The 18469-nt window shown below is 69.8% G+C and carries 12 protein-coding genes; 5 read left to right on the forward strand and 7 right to left on the reverse strand.

Annotated features, from left to right (window positions below):
• Positions 1-301: 301 nt before the first annotated feature.
• Together ACIBVQ_RS19015 and ACIBVQ_RS19020 are read left to right on the forward strand one after the other, a co-directional pair.
• The gene (locus tag ACIBVQ_RS19015) at positions 302-2026 is read left to right on the forward strand and encodes an ABC transporter ATP-binding protein (protein ID WP_399178841.1); all 1725 of its coding nucleotides are present in this window, start codon (positions 302-304) and stop codon (positions 2024-2026) included.
• The gene (locus ACIBVQ_RS19020) at positions 2023-3906 is read left to right on the forward strand and encodes an ABC transporter ATP-binding protein (RefSeq protein WP_399178843.1); all 1884 of its coding nucleotides are present in this window, start codon (positions 2023-2025) and stop codon (positions 3904-3906) included. Before ACIBVQ_RS19015 ends, ACIBVQ_RS19020 begins: the two co-directional genes overlap by 4 nt.
• A gap of 80 nt (positions 3907-3986) precedes the next feature.
• On the opposite strand, the gene ACIBVQ_RS19025 is transcribed toward ACIBVQ_RS19020, so the two are convergent.
• The 3 genes from ACIBVQ_RS19025 to ACIBVQ_RS19035 form a co-directional block, all read right to left on the reverse strand.
• Complete coding sequence (locus ACIBVQ_RS19025) at positions 3987-7460, reverse strand: M28 family peptidase (protein WP_399178845.1); 3474 nt, start codon at positions 7458-7460, stop codon at positions 3987-3989.
• 709 nt (positions 7461-8169) lie between these two features.
• The gene (locus ACIBVQ_RS19030; RefSeq protein WP_352012623.1) at positions 8170-8517 is read right to left on the reverse strand and encodes a hypothetical protein; all 348 of its coding nucleotides are present in this window, start codon (positions 8515-8517) and stop codon (positions 8170-8172) included.
• Positions 8518-8761: 244 nt separating this feature from the next.
• Positions 8762-9712: a LysR family transcriptional regulator gene (locus tag ACIBVQ_RS19035; RefSeq protein WP_362916967.1), complete on the reverse strand. Its 951-nt coding sequence runs from the start codon at positions 9710-9712 to the stop codon at positions 8762-8764.
• Positions 9713-10175: 463 nt separating this feature from the next.
• Between ACIBVQ_RS19035 and ACIBVQ_RS19040 the strand changes: the two genes are divergently transcribed.
• Complete coding sequence (locus ACIBVQ_RS19040; protein WP_352012625.1) at positions 10176-10835, forward strand: restriction endonuclease; 660 nt, start codon at positions 10176-10178, stop codon at positions 10833-10835.
• Between the two features lie 320 nt (positions 10836-11155).
• Positions 11156-11638: a hypothetical protein gene (locus ACIBVQ_RS19045; RefSeq protein ID WP_399178848.1), complete on the forward strand. Its 483-nt coding sequence runs from the start codon at positions 11156-11158 to the stop codon at positions 11636-11638.
• A 399-nt stretch (positions 11639-12037) separates the two neighbouring features.
• On the opposite strand, the gene ACIBVQ_RS19050 is transcribed toward ACIBVQ_RS19045, so the two are convergent.
• Complete coding sequence (locus ACIBVQ_RS19050) at positions 12038-13384, reverse strand: sensor histidine kinase (protein WP_399178850.1); 1347 nt, start codon at positions 13382-13384, stop codon at positions 12038-12040.
• Positions 13385-13591: 207 nt separating this feature from the next.
• Positions 13592-15151: a 4-hydroxyphenylacetate 3-hydroxylase N-terminal domain-containing protein gene (locus ACIBVQ_RS19055; RefSeq protein ID WP_362772130.1), complete on the reverse strand. Its 1560-nt coding sequence runs from the start codon at positions 15149-15151 to the stop codon at positions 13592-13594.
• A gap of 592 nt (positions 15152-15743) precedes the next feature.
• On the opposite strand from ACIBVQ_RS19055, the gene ACIBVQ_RS19060 reads away from it, so the two are divergent.
• A complete protein-coding gene (locus ACIBVQ_RS19060; protein ID WP_352012629.1) occupies positions 15744-16154 on the forward strand; it encodes an SgcJ/EcaC family oxidoreductase in 411 nt (136 codons plus the stop codon).
• A 60-nt stretch (positions 16155-16214) separates the two neighbouring features.
• On the opposite strand, the gene ACIBVQ_RS19065 is transcribed toward ACIBVQ_RS19060, so the two are convergent.
• Both ACIBVQ_RS19065 and ACIBVQ_RS19070 read right to left on the reverse strand, forming a co-directional pair.
• Positions 16215-17468, reverse strand: a complete 1254-nt coding sequence (locus ACIBVQ_RS19065) for a dihydrolipoamide acetyltransferase family protein (protein ID WP_399178852.1) — start codon at positions 17466-17468, stop codon at positions 16215-16217.
• A 2-nt stretch (positions 17469-17470) separates the two neighbouring features.
• On the reverse strand, positions 17471-18448 hold the full coding sequence (locus ACIBVQ_RS19070; protein ID WP_362916975.1) for an alpha-ketoacid dehydrogenase subunit beta: 978 nt from the start codon (positions 18446-18448) through the stop codon (positions 17471-17473).
• Positions 18449-18469: the final 21 nt, after the last annotated feature.

Here is an 18469-nt window from a genome sequence, read left to right on the forward strand (position 1 = left end):
CAGGGGAGGCCCACTTTCAGGACAGTTGTCGGCGTCTGAACCGTTGCGGACACTCTGATGGTCGCCGCACGCCGGACGGGGGGACCGATCCGGCGGGCGTTCACCGGGGCCCGTGACGCGGAAAACCGTTTGACGGGGGTTTTAGCCTTTACGGGCCCTTCTGCGAGGACAGTGCTGAACCCAGTAAGGAGTGTGCTGCCTGCTGATGCCCCCCGATACCGTCGCCTCAGCGCGAGAATCCGGTACCACCCGTTCCCCTCTCCCCCACCCCCGCCGCGCCAGGATCTCGTCACTGTGGCGGTTGCGGCCCTACCTCCGTCCCTACACGACCCGGCTGATCGTCATCTGGCTGGCCGCCCTGGCCGGGGTCGGGATCGGCATCGTCATCCCGCTGATCGGCAGGGAGGTCATCGACGGCCCCGTCGCCAGCGGTGAGACCGGCGCGCTGCTCCCGCTGTTCCTGCTCGCGCTGGCCCTCGGCGCGGGTGAGGCGCTGCTGGTCCTGCTGCGCAGGTGGATGCTCGGCGAGGCCGTCCTCGGCGTGGAGACCAGCATCCGCGACGACCTCTACGCCCACCTCCAGCGGCTGCCGATGGGCTTCCACGGCTCCTGGCAGTCCGGGCAGCTGCTGTCCCGCGCGACGACCGACCTGTCGGCGATCCGGCGCTTCCTCGGCTTCGGCATGCTCTTCCTCGTCCTGATCAGCGTCCAGATCGTGACGGTCACGGGCCTGCTGCTGAACATGTACTGGCCGCTCGGCCTGCTGGTCGCCGCCTCGGCGTTGCCGATCGCCCTCATCTCGCTGCGTTTCGAGCGGGGGTACGTCGACGCCTCACGCCGGGTCCAGGACCAGCAGGGCGACCTGGCCACCCTGGTCGAGGAGTCCGCGGCGGGCATCCGCACGATCAAGGCCTTCGGGCGGGGGCCGTACGTCGGCGGCGTCTTCGGCGACGCGGCGCTGAAGATCTACCGCACCGCGATGGAGAAGGTGGGCCTGTCCTCCCGCTTCTTCACCTTCCTTGAGGTCGTCCCCAACGTCACCCTCGCCGTGGTGCTGCTGACCGGTGCGCTCGCGGTCGGCACGGGAGCGCTGACCCTGGGCACGATGGTGGCCTTCACCACGCTGATGCTGCAGCTGGTGTGGCCCATCTCCGCGCTCGGCTTCATCCTGGTGATGGGCCAGGAGGCGATGACCGCGGCCGACCGGGTGATGGAGGTCCTGGACACCGAGCCCGCCATCGTCGGCGGCACGGACGCGGTCGAACGGCCCCGCGGGCACCTGCGCTTCGAGGGGGTCGGCTTCACCTTCCCCGGCGCGGACAGGCCGGTGCTGCGCGACGTCTGGCTGGACGTCCGTCCGGGGGAGACGGTGGCGGTCGTCGGCGCGACGGGGTCGGGCAAGACCACGCTGACCTCGCTGGTGCCCCGCCTGCACGACGTCACCGAGGGCCGGGTCACCCTCGACGGCCACGACGTGCGGGACCTGTCCCTGGCCGCGCTCCGCACCATGGTCGCCACCGCCTTCGAGGAGCCGACGCTGTTCTCGATGAGCGTCAGGGAGAACCTCACGCTGGGACGGCACGACGCCACCGAGGAGGAGATGGCGGCGGCCGTCGAGATCGCCCAGGCCGGGTTCGTCCACGACCTGCCGTGGGGGCTGGAGACCAGGATCGGTGAGCAGGGCATGTCGCTGTCCGGTGGCCAGCGTCAGCGCCTGGCCCTGGCCCGCGCCGTGCTGGCCAGGCCGAAGGTCCTCGTCCTCGACGACACCCTCTCCGCCCTGGACGTCGAGACCGAGGCCCTGGTCGAGGAGGCGCTCAGGCGGGTGCTGCGGGACGCGACCGGGATCGTCGTCGCGCACCGCGCCTCGACGGTGCTGCTCGCCGACCGGGTCGCCCTGCTGCTCGACGGCACGATCACCCACGTCGGCCCGCACCACGAGCTGATGGCGACCGTTCCCGAGTACCGCGAGCTGCTGTCGGCGGCCCTCGACGAGCCGCTGGACGAACAGGAGGCGCTGCTGTGAGCGGGACCACGAAGGAGAACCAGAAGACGGAGACGACCGGCGAGAGCCCGGGCTGGCGGGGCGTCGCCGCGGAGAACCAGGACGAGCTGTCCGAGCGGGCCTCCTTCCTGCTGCGCGCCCGGTCGCGCCGGCTGCTGGCCGAGCTGCTGCGGCCGTACCGGCGGGAGATCGCGGTGCTCGTCGCGGTCATCGTGGTCTGCAACGGGGCCTCGCTGGCCATCCCGTTCCTGGTCAAGGTGGGCATCGACTCGGGCATCCCGCCGATGACCTCGGGACAGGGACCGGGCACGCTCGTCGCGGTGGTCATGGCGGTGCTGGTGGCCGCGGCGCTCCAGGCGGCGACCCGGCAGGTGTTCCTCAGGCGCTCCGGCCGTATCGGCCAGGACGTCCTGCTCGAACTGCGGCGGCGGGTCTTCGCCCACTTCCAGCGGCTGTCGCTGTCCTTCCACGAGGACTACACCTCCGGCCGGGTCGTCTCCCGGCTCACCTCCGACATCGACGCCATCTACGAGATGCTCGAATCCGGCTTCGACGGGCTCGTCACCGCGGTGCTGACCCTGACCGGGACCGCCGTCCTGCTGCTCGTCCTCGACGTACGGCTCGGCCTGGTCGCCCTGCTCCCGCTGCCGGTGCTGCTGCTGTTCACCCGCTGGTTCCGGCGGCAGTCGAGCATCGCCTACCGCAGGACACGGGAGACGGTCGCGCTGCTGATCGTCCACTTCGTGGAGTCGATGGCCGGTGTCAGGGCGGTCCAGGCCTTCCGCAGGGAGCCGCGCAACCAGGAGATCTTCGGCCGGCTCAACGTCGACTACCGCGACGCCAACATCCGGGGCATGCGCCTGATCTCGATCTTCGCACCGGTCGTCAAACTGATCGGGAACGTCACGATCGCCGCGATCCTGCTCTACGGCGGGTGGCTGGCGCTCGGCGGCCACGTCACGGTCGGCGTGCTGGCCGCGTTCCTGCTCTACCTGCGTCAGTTCTACGAGCCGATGCAGGAGATCAGCCAGTTCTACAACGCCTTCCAGTCGGCGGGCGCGGCGCTGGAGAAGCTCTCCGGCGTGCTGGAGGAGAAACCCGACGTCGCCGAGCCGCGTGACCCCGTGCCGCTGGTACGGCCACGCGGTGGCGTCCGGTTCGAGGCGGTCGAGTTCTCCTACCTCGACGGGACCCCCGTACTGCCCAGGATGGACCTGACGATTTCCGCCGGGCAGAGTGTGGCGCTGGTCGGCACGACGGGGGCGGGCAAGACCACCCTGGCCAAGCTCGTGGCCAGGTTCTACGACCCGGTCGCCGGGCGTGTGCTGCTGGACGGGGTCGACCTGCGCGACCTGGACGACGAGACGCTGCGCGCGGCGGTGGTCCTGGTGACGCAGGAGAACTTCCTGTTCACCGGGTCGGTCGCGGACAACATCAGGTTCGGCAGGCCGGAGGCGTCCACGGCCGAGGTCGTCGAGGCCGCCAAGGCGGTCGGCGCCCACGGCTTCGTCTCCGCGCTCGCCGACGGCTACGACACCCAGGTCGGCAAGCACGGCGGACGGCTCTCCGCGGGACAGCGGCAACTCGTCGCCTTCGCCAGGGCCTTCCTCGCCGACCCGGCGGTGCTGATCCTCGACGAGGCGACCTCAAGTCTCGACGTACCGGGGGAACGGCTGGTCCAGCGGGCGATGCGCACGATCCTCGCCGACCGGACCGCCCTGATCATCGCGCACCGCCTCTCGACCGTCGAGATCGCCGACCGGGTCCTGGTCATGGAGGGCGGCGAGATCGTCGAGGACGGGCCGCCCGATCGGCTCGTCCGGGACGCGGGCCGGTTCGCGGACCTGCACCGGGCCTGGCGCGAGAGCGTCTCCGACCTGCCGGGCAGGCTTCCCGGATAACGGCGGGGGCGGTGGCCCGGACCCTCACAGGTCCGGGCCACCGCCGGGTGCTCGCTCTCCGGTTTCTTGGGGTGTTCCCGCTAGAAGGAGATGCTCCAGGAGTTGACCACTCCGGTGTCTCCCTGGAAGTAGTCGCCGACCATGAGCGACCAGGTGCCGTTGCCGAGCCTGGAGGGGTTGCTCACGGTGAAGGTGACCGGCCCATCGTAGGGGGTGCAGGCCTCGTAGCCCTCGTACTTCAGCACCCGGGCGGACCCGTTCGGCTGGTACAGGGTGATGCGCACGTCCTGCGAGCAGGTGTGCTGGATGTCGGCCGTGACGGTGAACGTGCTTTCGGGTTCCCCGTCGAGGGCGACGTCGATGTCGGTGTAGTCCTGGTATCCGTCGTTGATCTCGAAGGGCGTGTCGTTGGTGAAGGTGCGCCCGCCGCCGGTCCCGCCGACGGTGAGGGTGAAGACGGCCGAGCGGTTGGCGCTCGTCCCGTTGCCGTTGAGGCTGATGGAGTAGGTGCCCGCCGGGGTCGCGGACGAGGTGGTGATGCTGACCGAGGAGCTCTGCCCGCTGGTGATGGTCGCCGGGCTGAAGCTCACGTTCGCGCCGGAGGGCACGCCGCCGGCGTTGAGCGAGACCGACTGGGCGTTGCCCGAGGTGACCTGGGTGCTCAGCGTCGCCGAGGCCGACTCACCGGCCTGGACCGTGGCCGAGGACGGGCTGACCGAGACCGAGAAGTCGTCGGTCGGGGGCGGGGTGTCGCCGCCGACGGCACCCTTCCAGACCGCGTACGCTGCGGCGTCGGCCGCCCGGTCGAGGATGGTGTCGTTGATGTTGCTGGTGGTGTCACAGGAGGAGTGGTAGCAGGAGTCGTACGCCCTGCCCGACGTACCTCCCCACTTGGTGGCCTGGGCCGAGGTCTTGATGTCGCTGGCGCCCGCGGCCACACCGGAGGTGGCGATGCCCGCGTTGCGGAAGGAGGCGTCGTCGGAGCGGTTGGCGCCCTCGACGTTCTCCTCGGTCTGGACGCCGATCTTGGTGTAGAAGGCCTTGAGATCGGCCGCCGCGGCGGTGGCGATGTTGTTGATGAAGTAGCCGCCGTTGGGCGAGCCGACCATGTCGTAGTTGTAGTAGACCTTGATCTTGGAGCGCTCGGCCGAGCTGAGCGAGCCGACGTAGTACTTCGAGCCGAGCAGGCCCTGCTCCTCGTCGGTCCACCAGCCGAACCGCACGTGCTTGGTCATGGTGGGGTTCTTCGCGGCGAGGGTCAGCGCGACCTCAAGCAGGGTGGCGGAGCCCGAGCCGTTGTCGTTGATGCCGGGACCGGCGGAGACGCTGTCGAGGTGGGCGCCGGACATGACGACCTGGTTGGCGTCGCCGCCCGGCCAGTCCGCGATCAGGTTGGGACCCGCGCCGCCGCTGCAGCCGGAGGTGCAGCTCTGCCGGGTCACGGTGTAGCCCGCGGCGCGGAGCTTGTTCTCCACGTAGCTGACCGACTGGGTGTAGCCGGCGCCGGTCGAACGGCGGTTGCCGCCGTTGCTGCTGGCGATGCTCTGGAACTGCTGCAGGTGCGCCTTGACGTTGGCGAGGCTGATGTCCGGTGCCTCACCGCCGCCGGGCGGGCCGCCGTTGACCGTGAGCGAGTACGTCGCGGTCCTGTCGACGTCGGTGCCGTCCGCGGTGACCGTGATCGACGAGGTGCCGTTCGGCGTGTTCGACGAGGTCGTGACGCTCAGCGTCGAGCTCTGGCCCGCGGTGATGGTCGGCGGGCTGAAGGAGGCACTCGCCCCCGAAGGCAGACCGGAGGCCCGCAGCGTGATGGACTGGGCGCTGCCCGCCGTCACCGTGGTGCCGACGGTCGAGGTCGCCTGCTGGCCCGCCTGGACGCTGCCCGAGGTGGGGTTGAGGGAGACCGAGAAGTCGTTCGGGTTCTGGATGGTGCAGGTGCCCTCACCGGAACCGGCGGAGACGTTGACCGCGCTCCAGGCCGCCCTGACCGCGTTCCACTCGACGCAGCTGTTGGGGAAGAGCTGCTTGGCCGCGGCGACCGTGGCGGCGCGCGCCTTGGCGTGGGTCCACGGCGAGGTCTTGTTGTTGAGCCCGGCCATGAAGATCTGGCCGGCCTTCTGGATGCCGATGCCGGTCAGGTTCGACGATCCGGAGCAGACCGGGCTGGTGGGCTTGCCGCCGCCGGGGTTGGTGCCCTCGGCGAGCAGGTAGAACCAGTGGTTCTGCGGACCGGCCGCCGCGTGCACCTCGGTGTTCGGGATCGAGGAGCTGTAGCAGTCCGGGTCACCGTTGGTGCTCGGCTTGTACATGTAGCGGATCGGCCCCTGGCCGACCAGGTTGACCTCTTCGCCGACCTGGTAGTCCGCCGGGTCGTTGGGGTTGTTGGCGTAGCTTTCGAGCAGCGCGCCGAAGATGTCACCGGTCGACTCGTTCAGGCCGCCGGCCTCGTTGCCGCTGCCGCCGTCCCCGGAACCGGAGAACTGGAAGATGGCGTGGCCGAACTCGTGGCCGACGACGTCCATCGGGGTCGCCTGCTGGTTGTTCGACTGGTTGTGGCCGAAGTTGGTGTAGGACCCGTTCCAGTACGCGTTGACGTCGTTGAGGCCGACGCGGATGGGGAAGGCGCCGCCCCGGCCGTTGAAGCCGTTGCGGCCCAGCCAGTCCCTGAGCATGTTCCACTCGGTCTGCGCCGCGTAGAGGGCGTCGACGCAGGCGGTCTCAAGGTTGGTGCCGGAGCCGTTGCCCCAGGAGTCGGTGCTCTTGGTGTAGGCCGAGCCGTTCTGGCCGCCACAGGCCAGGCCGCTGCGGGTGGTGTCACGCATGGTGTAGGAACCGGACGACCCCGAGGTCTGGATGGTGACCGGGTTGCCGTTGTAGAAGCTGTTGCCGGTGCCCGCGCGGACCTCGTCGTAGGAGTCCAGCACCGAGCCGGTCAGCGCGTCGACGAAGACGTGCAGCACGCTGGGCGCCTTCTCGGTGGCGCCCCTGACCACGACCTCCCAGGCCAGCTTCGGCTGGGTGCCCGCCGCGTGGACCAGCAGGGTCGGGGCGTCGGCGCTCTCCACCTTGGCGAGCTTGGCGCGGGCGGTGGCCGCCGCCGCCGAGGGCCTGACCCTGGGGGTGACCCCGACCTTGATCTCCGCCCGCTGGCCGGAGGCGACCTGGCCGAGCTGGTCACCCGCCCGGTCGGTGGTCACGATCACGTCGCCGCCGTAGACCGGCAGCCCTCGGTGGGTGCGGGCGTAGGTCAGGTACTGCAGGCCGTACGCGCCGTCGATGGTCTTGGCCAGGGTGAACTTGTCCTGTGCGCTCTTGCGCAGTGTCCCGGACTCCGCGGCCAGCGCCTTGCCCGCGTTCGCGATCGCACGCTCGCGGCCTCTGGCGTTGGGCGGGGTGAACGCCCTGTCGAGTTTCTGCGCCGCTCCCACGGGGGTGGGCTTCGCGTCCACCGCGGGCTTGGCCGCGTAGGCGCCGGGCGCGTTCGCGAACGTGGAAGCCGCCAACGCCGCTGTCGCCAGTACGGCGACGGCACCTGTTCTGAGCTTGGATCTCACTCTGGATGACTCCTCTCACAAGTCCCCTGGGGGGAAAGGGACCAAGGAGCCGTGGCCGGCCAGGGCTGGACCAAAGGTGCCATTACTACGACATGTCAGGAACCCTCCAGCTGCCCATAGTCCGCCACTATGGGGTGATCAGGCGTTCATCTCTTGACAGGGGGCAGCGCGTATTCACTGGTCAGCGGACACCCGTTACCCATCGGATGAGCGGCTGAAATCGTCGGTGTCATATGCCGGCCGACGGTCGCACGACCAGGCCGTTCTTGAGTGTCCGCAGGTCATTCCCCATCCCGCGAACATCAGGGGCGGCGCCAAAGACCTCCGGCACAACCGGAGTCAATGTCGTTGTCAGGCCCGGACATCGCCCACGGGAGAACGACCGGGCCGGTCAGCGCCCCGAGGCCAATGGCCACACGAACCTCCGGGGGGTACGGCGGAGCGGCCGGGATGCGGAGAGGCTGCTCCCCGCACCGTGGACACGCCGCGTTGACAACAGTATTAAATAGGAAACCTTCCTGTGCAATGAATAACGGCGGTCCGTTTCGGACACACCTTTTCCGTCCGGGCCGACCACCGCAAAGACGGGCGCCGTTTCCCGGGCCGGGTTTTCCCCGGGCCGTCCGGGCGGCCTCCACGGAAAGGTTCGCCCGGAGGAAAAGAGAAGAGGGCGGCGCCGCACGGTCGCGGGCCGCCCTCTCGAATCCGGCTAACGACAGGTTTCGTATTCCAGCGCCGGAGCGTACATCCAGGCCAGACGGCCACCGGCCAGGTAGACGGCACGTCTGCCATTGACCTGGTTGGGCTTCATCACATAGGAACTTGGCCCGGTAACGGGGGAATCATCCGCCTTCGGATCCTGATAGACCAGCTCGGCGCCCATGTAACTGACGTACACACTCGACCCGCCATGACCTGTGTTGACCTTGTAGATGTTGACGGTGCAGGGGGCCGCCTGGGCGGGAATGGCCGATACGGTGGTCAATCCGCTCCCGAGAAGCGCCGCGACGGCGGCGGCCGTCGCGGCGCTTCGGAGCGATGAGCGATAGAGCTTCATTGATCCTCCGGAATCGTGTTCTGAGCCGCTGATCATTGCGGCGTTTCCACGATGTCAGAACATGAGCAGCAGCGGTCTAATCCCATGGTTTGTGGCCTCAAAAGCATCGGCCACATCCTTCTCGGCACGCTCATCCGGAAGATGAAAATCTTTCCCCTTGATATGATACGTCTTCACTTTTCCAATTTTTTCACTCGAACCAGATTTGCCGCATGAACCCCATCAAGACGACCGGCATGGGACACTACGGAAAACGCAGGGGCTGTCCGTGGCGTTCGAGCCAGGCCGCGTAGACGGGGACCTTCAGCGCCTCGCTCCAGTACCTGCGGATCGCACTGCTGATCAGGGAGACCACGTGCTCGGCCAGCGGACCGTGCCGGGTCCAGGCGATGATGTAGCGGAACAACATGGGGGTGCCCACCAGCGGGCGGACCACGATCCCCGGGTGCGGCTGGTAGATCGCCTGGAACATCCCCACACACCTGCCCGCTCTGATCAGGTCGTAGGCCAGGGCGGGACTGACCGAGAAGTTCAGCCTGGGGGCGAAGCCGTGCTTCCTGCAGGCGTCCCAGAAGTGCTCCCTGTGGCCCACCTCCGCCTGCGGGGGCATCGCCCAGTCGTCGCCGGCCAGGTCGGCCAGGTCGATCTCCTCCTGCCGGGCCAGCGGATGGGACTCCGCGAGCCCGATGAAGATCGGTTCGATCACCGGGATCTCGTACACCACCCCGGGCGGCGGCGTCAGCTCGTAGCCCGGATAGTCACCCAGGACGGCCAGTTCCAGCCTGCCCGTCTCCATGAAGGAGTGCAGGGTGTCCATGCACTCCTCGGTACGGATGGTGAAGTCCACCCCGGGCACCAGGTCGTACATGCAGTTGCTGACGTATCCCGCCAGCGACATCGGCGCACAGCCGACCCGCACGAGAGGTTTCCCCGTACCCCGCTCGACGTAGTGGCGCGCATCCCGTTGCAGGGTGCCGAAGGCGTGCAACAGCGAACTCGACCGCTCCAGCATCCATCCGCCGAGCGCGGTCGGGCGGCTGCCCTCGTGGGCCCGTTCGAACAGCTGGCCGCCGAGCATGCGCTCTATGCGCTGCAGCTGACCGGCCAGCGCGGGCTGGGACAGTCCGAGGGAGGAGGCCGCCTTGGAGATACTGCCGTGCTCGGCGATCGCATGGATGACCCGAAGATGGCGCATTTCCATGTCCATGCGGCGATGATAGGGAGAAACCTTACCATTTTAAATCAAAATCCAATAGCGATTTCACAGGGTTCCAAGACTGTGCACATCTTTCCGGGTCAAACGAGAGAGCGCTCCCCGGTCCGCCGCCGCCCCGCGCGCCCCGGCGCCCCCCACCGCGCGATACGGCGGCACCGCCACCTCGCCCCCGCCGGGCCGTACCGGGACCCGATCCGGGCGGCGCCCCTCGGGGCCACGGAGCGGCACCCAAATGAAGTTCGCGTTCTCTCCATAAGCCTTATATGGCGAACTATCCGCTCTTTTATGGTTTTTCCCTTTCGTACGGCCTCGCCAACGCGATCGGTCCCCGGGGGGACTTTCTTCCGCGAAAGGGGGAACTCTCCCTCCTCTCATGACCGTTTCTGTCGGAGACGTCGTTCACACTCACTGCTTCGACCCCCTGACGACGGGAGCTGACACGATGGCGGACCGGCGACCGGCCGGAAGAAGACGACCCTCGGGCGCGGGAAAGCGCGGGAAGGGAGGCGAGACCGGTCTCCTGCTCTGGCTCTTCGGCGCCGCGCTGGTGTTCCTGCTGCTCAGGGCGGCCCTGCCCTTCCTGCAGCGGAACTGGCCGTGGTTCGTGGCCGCCGCCGTCGCCGCGCTCGTCCTGGCCACGGCCTTCGCCGTGGCGCGCGCCAGAGCGACGGCCGAGCGGGAGCGCAGGTGGTTCCGGGAGAACTCCGAGCTGGAGCGGGTCGACCGGCTGACGGGGGCGGAGTTCGAGAGGCTCACCGCGGAACTGCTGCGCCGGGACGGCTTCCGTCATGTCAGGCTGCTCGGCGGCGCGGGCGACCGGGGCGTCGACCTGACCGCGATCGGCCCCGGGGGCCGTCCCTTCGCCTTCCAGTGCAAGCGCTACACCGGCAGCGTCGGCGCCCCCCAGGTCCGCGACTTCCTCGGCGCGCTGGCCCACGCCTTCGCCGGGCACACCGGCGTCCTGGTCACCTCCGGCCGCCTCACCCGCCCCGCCCTGACCGAGGCGAACCAGGGCGGGCTGATCCTCGTCGAGCGTGAGCGACTGGCCGCCTGGCTCGGCGGCGAGGCCCTCCTGCCCGGCCGTACGGCTCGCGGGGGCTGAGCCCTCCCGCCGGGCGTGACTCAGGCGCTTTATGCCTTGGTATATGTCATATTTCTCACTTCGACCGGCGTAATGATCTATGTTAGTCAGGTCGAAAAGTAAGGACATAATAGGATTTTGACGCGTTCATATCACGGCGAGACCACCCCGTTTCCTCGGTGCCGGGAAGGGCAACCATGATCGCGGTTTCAGTGGTCGACGACGACCGGATGCTGCTCGACGGACTGACCGCCTGATTCTCCGGAGTCCCCGACATACGCCTGGCGGGCACCGCCCGCACGGTCACAGAACTGCTCTCCAGAGGACACGCCCCCGCCGACGTGGTGATCCTCGACCTGCTCCTGGCCGACCGCTCCGACCCGATCGGCAACGTACGCAGGATCGTGGCCACGGGCAGCCGGGTGCTCGTGGTGAGCGTGATCACCTCACCGAGCATGGGCTCCCAGGTCGTCAGAGCCGGGGCCGGTGGATACCTCACCAAGGACCACGACCTGAGCGTGCTGACCTCCGCCGTCCGCGAGGTCGCCACCCGGGGAAGCACGCACTCCCCCGAACTGGCGCTCTGCTGGCTGTCCGACCGCGCCGCCGACCGCCCCGTGCTCTCCCCCCAGGAACGGGCCGTCCTGCTGGCCTACGCGTCGGGGATGACGCTGTCCGCGGCGGCCCGCAGCGCGGGAGTCCAGCCGGGAACCGCCAAGAACTACCTCGACCGGGTCAAGGAGAAGTACCGCAGAGCGGGCAGACCCGCCTACACCAAACTCGACCTCGCCACCCGGGTGAGGGAGGACGGCTGGTTGAGATAGCTGTGTTTCTTTGCGCCGCCTGGCGGCGTCGCGGGCTTGGGCGCCTCCGAGTCGGCGCTTTCCCTCGTCGCTGTGTCTCCTTGCTCCGCCTGACGGCGTCGCGGGCTTGGGCGCCCCGAGTCGGCGCTTTCCCTCGTCACTCCGTCGCTGCGCTCCTGCGTTCCTCAGTCCAAGCGCCGACGCGCCCAAGCCGACACTCCTCATACTTGGCGCCGGTAAAGCACAAGGTCAAACCCCTCGCGCACGACACCGGGTAAGGCACAAGCCGACGCTCTTCACTTCTGGCGTCGGAGACAGTGGGGAACCCCGTAAGGCGCCTCACGGGCGAGGGGATCCCTTGAGGGTCCGTCTGGAACGCGGGCCACTTGGTGGGGGCGCGACGGGGTCGTGCACCGCGGGTCAGCCGTGCGCGCCGCGGTCACTCTGACGCCCGTCCCCTCCGGGCCCGGTGGGGGGCCGGGCTCCGTCTCGGTTGACGTGACCGTCGAGGACCGGCCCCGTCCCGCTCCCTGCCGGGTCACCGGGCCAGACCAGTTCGACGCAGGTGCCCTCGCCTTCGGCGGACAGGACGGTGACCTGGCCGCCGACCTCCCGCATGCGGCCGGCGACGGAGGAGGCGAGCCCGAAGCCCGGGGCTGTGGAGGCCGGGTCGAAGCCTCTCCCCCGGTCCACGACGCGCACGGTCACCCGACGGCCCCGGCCGTCCTCAGGAACGTTCCCGTGCGCGTCCTCGCCGATGACCGTCAGCCAGGCCTCCTTCGTCGCCGAGTGCAGGGCCACGTTGTTGAGCGCCTCCTGGGAGGCGTCCGCGAGAGCGGAGACGACGGCCGCGGGCACCCGCTCGGGCAGGCAGGCCGCGGCGTAGCGGACCCGCAGCCCGAGCCCGGAGGCCCTGGTGATCACCTTGGCCAGGCTGTCCTCCAGGCGGGCGGCCGTTCCGGTGCCCTCGCGCCCGATGAGCAGCCTGACGTACTCCGCGTCGGCGGCGCAGCGCAGCCGTACCTGCTCCTCCCTGTGGTCGAGACCGCCGCGGGCGATGGCCGTCAGGGTGGTGAGCACCGTGTCGTGCAGCCGCCGGTAGTGCGCCAGACGCTCGGCGGAACGCGCCTGGTCGGCGACGTGGCCCGTCTCTGTGGCCAGCCGCCGGTCGGCCAGGTCGTCCAGGCGGTTCGCCTGCGCCCGCAGGTAACGGTGGATGAAGCAGACGATGACCGCGAACCACAGGTAGGAGTTCAGGCGCACCGCGATGTCGATCGGCAACGGATACCTGCTGCCGAGGTCGCCCGCGTGCGCCACCAGGTAGGCCAGCGCGGGCGGCAGCAGCGCCCACGCCCACGCGAGGGACTCCGCGACCGCCCCGGTCAACGCCCCCGTGGCCATGAGGGCCGACGACGACCAGTTCGCCGGGGCTCGGGAGTCACCGAGGCAGTTGGCGCCGACCGCCGGCAGGAGCCCGCAGGTCACCGCGACGTCCGCGGCCACCGCCCAGCGGGCGAACCAGCCCCGGCGCCGGGTGGTCACGACCAGCGCGGCGTTCCAGGCGACCGCGACGGCCAGCAGGACCACGTTCAGCGTGGCGCTCCGGTAGAGGCGGTCGGCGCTGAAGACTCCCGCGACGGCGGGCACCAGGTAGCTCGCGCGCTGCAGGACCAGCAGCATCACGACGAACCGGTTGACCCGATCCCGTCCCGGCCGGGCCGCGAGGTACTCGGAGTCACGCCAGCCAAGGGAGCATGAGCGCCGCACCCGTTCTCTCCACTCTCCCCGGCGCCGTTCCGGGGTCCGCCGACCGTCACACCCCCCGTCACACCCCCGTGTACTTCCCCGTCAGTCTTCACCGAAGACGCGGCCCGCGCCATGCGGAGGGCGTGGCCACCTCAGGCCGCGCCGCCCGCGGAACGGTGCGAACCCACGGTTGTCCCGGTCCGGGCGTGTCCGGACGGCGCGGCGGGGTCAGCCGTTGAGCAGGTCGTTCCTGGCGTGGCGCAGGTCGTCGAAGGAGGACAGGTCGGGGACGGTCCAGCCGTTCAGGTCGTACTCCCCGAGGCACCGCTCGACGAACGCCTTGTAGTCGTCGATCTGCCCCGACGCGCCCTGCCCGAGCAGCAGCTCGACGCGGGTGCTCTCGTGGTTGCCCGCGTAGTTGAGCTCGTACAGCTCGTGCCGGCCGCCGAACTCGGTGCCGACCGCGTCCCACAGCAGCTTCATGACCTTGACCCGCTCGACGGCGTCCACCCCGTTCGAGCCCCGGACGAATCTGTCCAGGTAGGGACGGATGTCCGGGTTCTTGAAGTCGTCGGCGCTGGAGTTGACGTAGATCAGCCCGCTGGCGACGTCCTTCAGCACGATCTCCCTGATCCTGGGGTAGCCGACCTGCATGAACCACCGGTAGGCCATGCCGTACTGGGGGTTGGGCAGCACCGCGCCGTTGCGCCACGGGACGGGGTTGCGCGCGGCGGCGTCCGACAGCGCCCAGAAGAGGTTCCGCCAGGCCAGGACCTCGCCCATCCTGCTCTGCACGCCCCGGAAGTCCCTGGTGCCGGTGATCTCAAGCGCCTTGGCCAGCAGGCCCGCGATGAACTCCAGTTTCACCGCCAGGCGGGTGCAGCCGTGGAAGGTGAAGCGTTCGATGAAGCCGGAGTGCCCGGTGAACAGCTGGACCTTTCCCACGTCGCCGTAGACGAAGACGTTCTCCCAGGGGATGAGGACCTTGTCCAGCACCAGGATGGTGTCGTTCTCGTCGAGGCGCGAGGAGAGCGGGTAGTCGAAGGGACTGCCCATCACCGCCGCGGCGGCGGTGTAGGAGGGGCGGCAGATCAGCTTCATCCCCCGCGCGCCCATCGGCACCGTGGCCACCAGCGCGAACTCCCGTCTCTTGATCGGCAGTCCGTAGTGGGCGATGAAGTTGTAGTGGGTGAGCGCCGAGCCGGTGGCGACCACCTTGGCCCCGCTGACGACCAGGCCCGCGTCGGTCTCCCGCTCCACGTGGACGAAGACGTCGGCGACCTCGTCCGGCGGGCGGCTGCGGTCGACCGGGGGATGGACGATGGCGTGGTTCCAGTAGAGGACCTTCTCCTGCGACTCGGCGTACCACCGGCGCGCGTTGTCGGCGAAGGGCTCGTAGAAGTCGGCGTTCGCGCCGAGCGTGCCGAGGAAGGAGGCCTTGTAGTCGGGGCTGCGGCCCATCCAGCCGTAACTCATGCGCGCCCACTCGGCGATGGCCCGCTGGTCGGCGACGAGGTCCTCGGCGCTGTGCGGCGTGGTGAAGAACCTGTGGGTGTATCCGCCGCTTCCCGTGTCGGTCGGCGCGGTGAGGACCTCGCGCCTGGCCGGGTCGTGCAGCGCGTCGTAGAGCCGCGCCGTCATCCGGATGGGGTTGCGGAAGGCCGGGTGGGTCGTGGGGTCCTTGACGCGTTCGCCGTACACGTAGATCTCACGGTCGTCGCGCAGGCTCTCGATGTACTCCTCACCGGTCAGCGGGCGGGTCACGGGGCCTGTCTGCTCATCTCGCACCTCGACTCCTCGGGGAAGTTGTGGGCGGCGCCGCGGAACTCAATGGTGACACCCGGTGGTGGCGATGCCTTTCTCCCAGATTGCGCTGATCACCGCGGTTCTCCCGGACAGCGCAATCCGAGAGATGCGGGGCCCCGGGACCGGGTGGGACGGTCGGAGGGTGAGCACACCGGAGGCGGTCGCCGCCATCGCCGGTGGATGACAGTGGATGACAGGGGCGTCCGGCTCCGGGCGGTTCCCGACCGTCTCATGGGGACCACCGCTCTCCCGCCTTCCGTGACCGTACGAGCGGCACGCCTCCCGGTTCTCATCCGCTAGTTCCCAGCTGGTTCCCAGGAGGAAATGGTGCTGACCGCCGACGTTCCCGCATCAGGACGGCCGACCGGCCGCGTGTCCGAGTTGCCCCCGGCCCGGCGGGAGGACCCGTCCTGTCCGCCGGGGGACGACAAGGAGACGGAGGGTGTGACCTGGACCCTGGCACGGAGGAGGGCGGCGCGTGCCCGCGCGTGCCCGTCCCCCGCCTGGGAGATTCCGGACGAGGCCGCCTGAGACTTCCCGACGACCATCGGACAGCCAGGAGAAAGGGAGAAACATGACAACGACCAGCCCCTCGGACGCTGACAGGGCCGCCGTGGCGGCCGTCCCCCAGCGCGTCGTCGACGCGTGGGCCGAACACGACGCGGAGGCCTTCGCCGGCGTCTTCACCGAGGACGGGAGCATGATCCTGCCCGGCCTCTACCGCAAGGGCCGTCAGGAGATCCACTCGTTCATGGCGGAGGCGTTCGAGGGCCCGTTCAAGGGCACCCAGGTGACCGGGCGCCCGATCGACATCAGGTTCCTCGGCGAGACGACCGGGGTGCTGATCACGCAGGGCGGCGTGCTGGCCCCGGGTGAGACCGAGGTCTCCCCGGAACGCGCCATCCGGGCCTCCTGGCTGGTCGTCAAGGAGGACGGCCAGTGGCGGCTCGCCGCCTACCAGAACAGCCCCGTCAACCCTGCCTGACCCGCCCGCGCGGACGCCGCCCGGCCCCACGGCCGGGCGGCGTCCTCGTGCCGGGGCCGGTCAGGACCAGGCGAGCATCAGGAGCGGATCCTCCAGCATGGCGCCGATCTCGCGGAGCACCGTGGCGCCCAGTTCGCCGTCCACGATCCGGTGGTCGAACGACAGCGCCAGCGTGGCGACCCTGCGGACCGTGACCCGTCCCTCGTGCACCCAGGGCATGTCCCTGATCTGGCCGAGCGCGAGGATCGCCGACTCACCCGGCGGCAGGATCGGGGTTCCGGCGTCCACCCCGAAGACGCCCGTGTTGGTGATCGTGACGGTTCCCCCCGACAGGTCCCCGGGGGTGGTCCCGCCCGCCCGCGCGGTCTCGGTCAGCTCCGTCAGGGCGCGGGCCAGGGCGGGCAGCGACAGGTCGTCGGCTCCCTTGACGTTGGGGACGATCAGCCCGCGTTCCGTGGCGACGGCGACGCCGAGGTTCACCCGCCGCCAGAGCACGATCTCCTGGGCGGCCTCGTCCCACGAGGAGTTGATCATCGGGTTGCGCCTGACCGCGGTCACCAGCGCCCTGGCGACGGGCAGCAGCGGCGAGACCCTGGCCCCGGCGAAGTCGGCCAGCCCACGCAGCCTCGTGACCAGCTCCGTCATCGCGGTGACGTCGACCTGCAGCCAGGTGGTCACGTGCGGGGCGGTGAACGCCGAGCGCACCATCGCCTCCGCCGTGCGCCTGCGCACCCCCCTGACCGGGATCCGCTCCTGCCCGCCGCCGGGCTCCGGGTCCGGTACGGCCGCCGCCCGCCGGACGTCCTCGTGGGTGACCGATCCTCCCGGGCCGGTCCTGGCGAGGGCGGCCAGGTCGACGCCGAGGTCCTTGGCCAGTCTGCGGACGGTCGGCTCGCCCGCGCCACCGTCTCCGCTTCCTCCGGGCCTTTCGGATCTTCCGGGCCTTTCAGGGGCGGTCCGCCTGCGCGGCCTGCGGCTCGTCGCGCCCGGCATGGCCCCGTACCCGACGAGCACGGGAACCCGCTCCTGCTCCCGAGAGGCGACGGGCGGGTCCACCCGGGGGGCGTCCCCGCCGACGGCCACGGTGATGAGCGGTGTGCCGACCTCGACCGTCGTGCCCTCCTCGACGAGGAGTTCCCCCACGACGCCCGCGAAGGGGCAGGGCAGCTCGACGACGGCCTTGGCCGTCTCGATCTCAAGGATGACCTGGTTGACCCGCACGGGCTCGCCGGGGCGCACGTGCCACCTGACGATCTCCGCCTCGACGAGCCCCTCACCGACGTCGGGGAGCGCGAACCGTCTCAGCTCGCTCATGCTCACCAGGCCATGGTCCGGTCGACGGCGTCGAGGACGCGGTCGAGGTCGGGAAGGTAGTGCCGTTCGAGGCGCGAGGGCGGGTAGGGCGTGGAGAAGCCGCCGACCCGCAGCACCGGGGCCCGCAGGTCGTAGAAGCACCGTTCGGTGATCCTCGCCGCCAGCTCCGCGCCGTACCCGCTGAACACCGGGGCCTCGTGCACGACGACGCACCGGCCGGTCCTGCGCACCGAGGACAACACCGTCGCCTCGTCCAGGGGACTGAGCGAGCGGACGTCGACGACCTCGACGGAGCGGCTCTCGTCGGCCTGGGCGGCTTCGAGACAGGTCCGTACGGCCGGGCCGTAGGCCAGCAGCGTCACGTCCCGCCCCGGGCGGGCGACCACGGCCCGGCCGAGGGGCACCGCTCCCGACGGGTCGAGCTCGACCGGCGCCTTGTCCCAGTAGCGCCGTTTCGGCTCGAACAGGATCACCGGGTCGGGGCAGGAGATGGCCTGCTGGATCATCGTGTAGGCGTCGGAGGGGTTGGAGCAGGCGACCACGCGCAGGCCGCCGGTGTGGGTGAAGTACGCCTCGGGGGACTCGCTGTGGTGTTCGGCGGCGCCGATGCCGCCGCCGAACGGGATCCGGACGACGACGGGAAGTTCGAGTGTGCCGAGGGAACGCAACCGCATCTTGGCGAGCTGGGTGGTGATCTGGTTGAAGGCGGGGAACACGAAGCCGTCGAACTGGATCTCGCACACCGGGCGGTAGCCGCGCAGCGCGAGCCCGATGGCCGTGCCGACGATGCCCGACTCGGCCAGGGGCGTGTCGATGACCCTGCTCTCGCCGAAGTCCTTCTGCAGGCCGTCGGTCACCCGGAAGACACCGCCGAGCCTGCCGACGTCCTCCCCCATGACGAGGACCCTGGGGTCGCGTTCCATGGCCTTGCGCAGGCCCTCGTTCATCGCCCGGGACAAAGACAGGGTCTCAACGCCCACCGTCGTGCCTCCCTTCGCGTG

Origin of the sequence: Streptosporangium sp. NPDC049376 (assembly GCF_044466505.1) — a bacterium.
In the GTDB taxonomy this organism is placed as follows: Bacteria; Actinomycetota; Actinomycetes; order Streptosporangiales; family Streptosporangiaceae; genus Streptosporangium.